Here is a 5,571-nt window from a genome sequence, read left to right as displayed (position 1 = left end):
GCAATTGCGCCTGCGGCACCTGCCATGTCTATGTCGCGGCCGAATGGCGCGAGCGGACCGGTACGCAGAGCGAAATGGAGCATGACATGCTCGAATTTGCCGAAGGCGTACGCGCGGATAGCCGGCTCTGCTGCCAGATTGAAATGTCCGATGCGCTTGACGGTCTGGTCGTGCATATCGCGAATTCACAGCACTGATCCGATCACCAATTTTCTGTAACGGCCCAGCCCCGATCAACAAGCTGCTGAAGAACCCTATGTGTAGGCGCTTGCAATCATAGCGGCGTGTGCTCGCAAACAGCCTGATTTCCTGCTCACGCTTTCTGCCACTGGCGGGGAGCGTCCTGCTCGAATTATCTGCCAGTGTGCTCGCCATCATCCGGCGCTGCTTGCAAACGGGGCGTTGTGCTCACGCTCCGTGCCAATGGGCTCTCCAAACCCGTAGCCGGCAAGCGCTTTTGCGAAGCAGGTTTCCAGAACAGTTCTGACAAGCGGCGGGCCGCAGAAATGCGTTGTCGTCATGGCCCGCCCGCGAGGTCGTCAGAAAGGAAGGTTTTCGCGAACAGGGCCAGCGCATAATAGGCGATGACACCACGCAAGCGGAAAGGGTGCGATGACCAAAACCGAAATGCTGGAGACGATGAAACGCCTCGACGCCCATGCGAATGCCCTGCTGCTGATCGGTGCTTCCGATATCGATCTGCTCGGCGGCATGTTCGACGTGATGCCGGACTTCAAGGCGCTGCTCGATGCCGGATACGGCGAAGAGATCGAGAGAAACGCCGGTCGCTTCCCCGGCCTGCACCGCTACGCCGTCATGCTCTCAAATATCGCCGAAGGGATCGCGGACGGCTCCATCCGGGTGCCACGCTGACGCCACTCCCGCTGGCAGATAATGTGAGCAGGCGACCATGACTGCGAGCAGCGCCGGATGATGGCGAGCACATTGGCAATTAGCGTGAGCAGACTGCTCCGCCCATTGTCAGATAATCCGAGCAGAAAATCGCTCCGTTTGCGAGCAGACGCCGCTACGATTGCAAGCGCCTACACCTATGATTCCGCGGTGACGGCGGTGTTGTTGCCCGTACCCTACGCCATTTTGCCGTCAGGACGGCGCTCGTCGGGGAGCGTCGGCGCATCGCCAATCGCATTGGTTGTGACCTCAATGGCCCAGATATTGAGCGTTCCAGCATCGATCCCGAGATGCACCTTGCGCCACTGGTGACGGTAGGATGCGCCATGTTTGCGCGTCTTCCACTCGCCTTCGCCCGTCATCAGCCGCTGCCGCTGCCGGATACGCGCCCGGCAGAAAGCGATCTATCGGCAGCGTCGATGGCCCGCGCCGCTATTTACGAGCAGGTTCCGATGGCCGTTTTCGCTGGCAGTGGGGCCCCCGCTTTCTCGAAGGCGTGACGGTCTGGCGGGCGCCGGAGGACTCGATCGACCTGCTTTCCATCGCGGCCGCAAATTTGGACTTACCCGTGCACCTAATCCGCGGCGGGTTGAGCGACATAATGAGCGACGAGGGCTTGATTGCTTTCCAGGCGCTTGTTCCAAACGCTGTCTATACCGACATCGCGGGCGCAGGCCTTTTGGTTGCGGGCGGATCGCCCACCTGTTCGAATCCACCGACCACGCCCGCACCGCCAAGGATACCGAAGAGATCGAAACGCCGGGGGAGCTTGCCGTCCTCAAAGACCTCGGCGTTCGCTATATACAGGGCTTCCCGTTCGCGAAGCCAGCCTTTGAGGCGCTGCCGGAAGTAACGTTCGAGGCTGAGTGGCACTCGCGCGCCGCATGACGTGCCCCAATCGAGACGATTTCTGATTACGAGCGCGGGATACTCAAAGAAACGCACGAGCTGCCCGTGACGAAGCTCTGTGCTTGGAAGTCACCGAACATTTAATCCTCCGGTTATAGAATAGGCGCGATCCTAACCGTGCATCGCACCGTCTCACGCGCTTTCGCCGCCACGACCTTGTCGCCAGCGACAATCGCCCGCCAGCTCTCCGGGCTGGCGCTCTGCATCATCCGCTGCCCTGCTTCCCAACGGGGAAGGTCGAGCGTCCGCGCCGCCATGCGCTCGGGCCATTGCCAGCTCGCCGGCGCGATCTCGCGCGCGACGAGGCCGGGCAGGATCGTCCATGCGAGGATGCCGATCGCCGCCCCGCCCAGCCCGAACCATAGCTGCCGGTTCTTCTGGTCGGCCCGCGTCCATGCGGACCCGGCGATGGTGCGAAGCTCGGCCATGACGCGGGCCTTGTCCTCGCCTGCCTTGGCAAGCGCCGCCTGATCTTCACGCCGGGCAGCGTTGCCCGCTGCGGCAATCCGCTGCGCCATCTGCTCGGGCGTCATCGCCAGCGCCGGACTCCGGGCGATCACATCGTTGATGACCGCAATCCGGTCGGCCGTGGCGTCCACCCCCTGCTGCATCCGGCCCAACGTCTCGGAATAGTCGGGAATATCGATATGCGCCCGCTCGGCCGCCAAGCCCTCCACGGCACGGCGTAGCAGCGCCAGCTCGCGGTCCTGTCCCTCGATCACGGCGCGCAACCGGTCGAACGCCTCCGCTGGATCACCGCCTTCCTGAATATCGTCGTCCATCGTCACCTACCGACTCATGCCACGGTCGCGGTCCCGCCCGATGCTGACCGACTGCGCCAGTTCCTGCCCGATCGACCGGCCACGCTCCATGCTCAACGCCAACTCGGGGGCGCGTCGCTGCAACACGGATTCAAGCTGCGGGTCGCGATGCAGTCCGCCCGCGATGCTCTCCATGCGCTTGCCGATCTTCTCCGCGCCCGCATGGTCGCCGGCGCGCTCCATGCTGGCCCGTGCCTCCTTCATGCCCTGCCACTGTTCCACGAACCGGCCTGCGCGCTTCTCCGGATCGGTGCGGACCTGGCGCTCGGTTTCCATTGCCTTCGCCGCGCCGCTGGTGTTGCCCTCGGCCGCGTCGCGCGCGAGCCGGGGGTCGCGCTCGATCGCGCTGGCAAGGTCGCGCGCACCATGCGGCCGCGCCTGGTCGAGCGCATCGCCAGCCTTCGCCAGCGCCTGTTCCTGGTGCGCCAGCACCGGCAACCCCTTGTCCTTCATCCGGCCTATATCGGCTGCGGCGCGCCCATAGCGTTCGATCGCGCGGGCCTGCGAGGGTGCGAGCGGCCGATCGGCCGCGACACGCTCCGGCGACGTCGCCTTCTGGGTCGCTGGCTTAGGCCGGAAGCCGTCGAACATGCCCCGCGCCTTGTCGCGGACCTTCGCCACCACCTGGCGCGCGAGTTCCGGGAACCGGATCTCGCGCCGATCGGCGAACGCCCGCGCCTGATCCTGCTCGGGCTTGGCGTAATCGCCCGCCATGTCCTTGCCGCGGTCGCGCGACAGGGCGCGAACAAGCTGGCGCTGGTCGGTGAAGTCGTCGCGGCCATAGTGAAGCTGCACGTCGTTGCGGTGCCGCGACATGCCGACATAGGCGCTGTGGCGGTCCATGCCCGGGGTGGCGAGGACATGGGCGCGATCGACCGTCACGCCTTGGGATTTGTGGAACGTCGCCGCATAGCCGTGATCGACATGGGCATAGTCCTTGGTGTCGAACGCGACGCCGCGCCCGTCATCGAGGCGCACCGCCATGCCCTCGGGCGATACCCGCTCGATGGTGCCAAGCGTGCCGTTCTTGACCCCCATGCCGCGCTCGTTGCGAAGGAACATGATGCGGTCGCCGGTCGCGAACTGGCGTGTCCCCCGCTCGGCCTTCACGGTCACGTCGCCGCCAAGATCGCCGCTCGCGCGCAGCCGATCCCGCGCCTCGCCATTGAGGCTCTGCACCTCGGCGTTGGTGTGGGTGAGGATGATCCGGGTGCTTCCGGGCTCGGCCTGGCGCGCACGATCCCAGCCGTCCACCAGCGCGCGCCGCGCCTGATCGCGCGTGTCGGCCGCGTGGACCATGCCCTTGCCGTCATAGGCGTGGATCGCTTGCGCTGTGCGCCCGGTTGCCAGCGCGCGCGTGGCGTCGCGCTGCCAGTCCTCACGCTGCCGGCGTATCTCGGTGATCTCGGCCGCGCCGTGGCGCTCGGTGACGCTGCGGAACGCCGCGCCGGCCTCGATCGCCTGCAACTGCTCGGGGTCGCCGACCAGCACCACCTTCGCGCCCGCGTCTCGGGCGTGGGACAGCACCCGCTCCATCTGGCGCGAACCGATCATGCCCGCCTCGTCCACCACCAGCACGTCCTTCGGGCCTAACTGCTCGCGGCCCTGCCCCCATGCGTGTTCAAGGCTGGCGATGGTGCGGGACCGGATGCCGGACCCGCCCTCGAGGTTCTCGGCCGCGATGCCAGACAGCGCCGCCCCGCGCACCGTGTACCCGGCATCCTCCCACGCCTCCCGCGCCACACCCAGCATCGTCGACTTGCCCGTACCGGCATAGCCGATCACCGCCGCCAGGCCGCTCGGCCGGGAAATGTGCTCAAGCGCGGCAACTTGTTCGTCGCCGAGCGTTATACCTTCACTCCCGGCAGCGCGGCCCCCCTCCCGCTCCCTCCTGTTTGAAGCTGCCGGGAGCCCGTGATCCGAACGCCTCGATAAATCGTCCCCGGCACGCTCCAGCCGCGCCTCTGTCGCGATCATGTCGCGCGACGTGAACCGCTCCTGGCCGCGCCCGTCCTTCCCCAATGCGACCAGCTCGGGCGATGCACGCACCGCACCCATCACCTGGTCGAACTGCTCCTTGCCGTCGCTATGCCGAAACGCGAACGTCGCAAGATCGCGGGTGGTGAACGTCGCTTGCTGCCGCGTGATCGCATCCAGCGCGACATTGGGATTGGCGATGATCTTCGCGCCGTTCTCGCGGGCGATGCGCGTGTGATCCTCGATCCGCTCCGCCTCAAGCCCTTGGCTTGGCCTGCGCGACGCGGCGGGTCCGATCTTGTGCTGCGGCTCCAGTCCAATCCCCTGCGCCTCATAGGAGCGATGGTCGATCCGGCCCTCAAGCCCGAGCTCGGCCATGCGCTCGTTGACATGCGCGCTCCACGCTTCGCGCCAGTCCTTCAACAGCTCGGTCGAGTTCCAGTCGCGGTTCTTCTTCCCGAACCCCTCCGGCCCTACGTCGCGCATCGTCATCATCACATGCGCGTGCGGCTTGGGCGTGCCGTCCTTCGCCTTGTCCCAATGCACGTTCAGGTCCGCGACCATTCCGCGATCGACAAACTGCTTTTTCACGAAATCGCGGGCGAGCTGGACGCCCTGCTTCTCGTTCATCTCACGCGGAATCGAGAACTCCACTTCGCGGGCAAGCTGCGCGTCCTTGCGCTTCTCGCCTGCCTCCACTTCGTTCCACAAGGTCGCGCGGTCGTTTAACCGCTCTGGTGCTCCCTCGGGCAACATCACTTCCCGGTGGATCACACCCGCCTTGTTACTGAAATCGTGATCGCGGTTGAGCCGATCGTCGTGCAGCTCGGACGCGGAACGATAGGCGGCGCTCGCGACGGCGCTCGATCCGTTCGCGCGGCTCACAACCTTGGCGGAGAAATGGTAGATCGCCATGATGCCCTGCTTATTGCACTTCTGAGCGCACGTCGGC

The 5,571-nt window shown here is 65.6% G+C and carries 5 protein-coding genes and 1 pseudogene; 2 read left to right on the top strand and 4 right to left on the bottom strand.

The features are described from left to right. Positions 1-197, top strand: a 197-nt coding sequence (locus tag KAY22_RS23790) for a 2Fe-2S iron-sulfur cluster-binding protein (RefSeq protein ID WP_296625620.1), incomplete at its 5' end; no start/stop codon positions are given. Positions 198-639: 442 nt separating this feature from the next. Continuing rightward, positions 640-873, top strand: a complete 234-nt coding sequence (locus tag KAY22_RS23785) for an arylsulfatase regulator (protein WP_231372556.1) — start codon at positions 640-642, stop codon at positions 871-873. Positions 874-1,121: 248 nt separating this feature from the next. On the opposite strand, the pseudogene KAY22_RS23780 reads toward KAY22_RS23785, so the two are convergent. The 4 genes and pseudogenes from KAY22_RS23780 to traA form a co-directional block, all read right to left on the bottom strand. Continuing rightward, positions 1,122-1,268 (bottom strand): annotated as a pseudogene (locus KAY22_RS23780) (IS5/IS1182 family transposase); the annotation flags it as partial. Positions 1,269-1,563: 295 nt separating this feature from the next. Further along, entirely contained in the window at positions 1,564-1,785 is a 222-nt protein-coding gene (locus KAY22_RS23775) for a hypothetical protein (RefSeq protein ID WP_296625619.1), read from the bottom strand. Positions 1,786-1,913: 128 nt separating this feature from the next. Further along, positions 1,914-2,603 (bottom strand): DUF6118 family protein, encoded by a 690-nt coding sequence (locus tag KAY22_RS23770; protein ID WP_296625621.1) that lies wholly within the window; start codon positions 2,601-2,603, stop codon positions 1,914-1,916. Between the two features lie 6 nt (positions 2,604-2,609). Beyond that, entirely contained in the window at positions 2,610-5,534 is a 2,925-nt protein-coding gene (gene traA, locus KAY22_RS23765) for a Ti-type conjugative transfer relaxase TraA (RefSeq protein WP_296625618.1), read from the bottom strand. Between the last annotated feature and the right edge of the window lie 37 nt (positions 5,535-5,571).

The sequence above is a fragment of the Rhizorhabdus sp. genome, from assembly GCF_018006725.1.
GTDB lineage: Bacteria > Pseudomonadota > Alphaproteobacteria > Sphingomonadales > Sphingomonadaceae > Rhizorhabdus.
The sequence above is the reverse complement of the archived record's forward strand: the minus strand, read 5'-3'. Positions and strand labels throughout refer to the sequence as shown.

Bases quoted from the DNA above. Each gene is read 5' to 3' on its own strand.
- KAY22_RS23785 (WP_231372556.1), top strand. From the start codon at position 640: ATGAAACGCCTCGACGCCCATGCGAATGCCCTGCTGCTGATCGGTGCT.
- KAY22_RS23770 (WP_296625621.1), bottom strand. From the start codon at position 2,603: ATGGACGACGATATTCAGGAAGGCGGTGATCCAGCGGAGGCGTTCGAC.
- traA (WP_296625618.1), bottom strand. From the start codon at position 5,534: ATGGCGATCTACCATTTCTCCGCCAAGGTTGTGAGCCGCGCGAACGGA.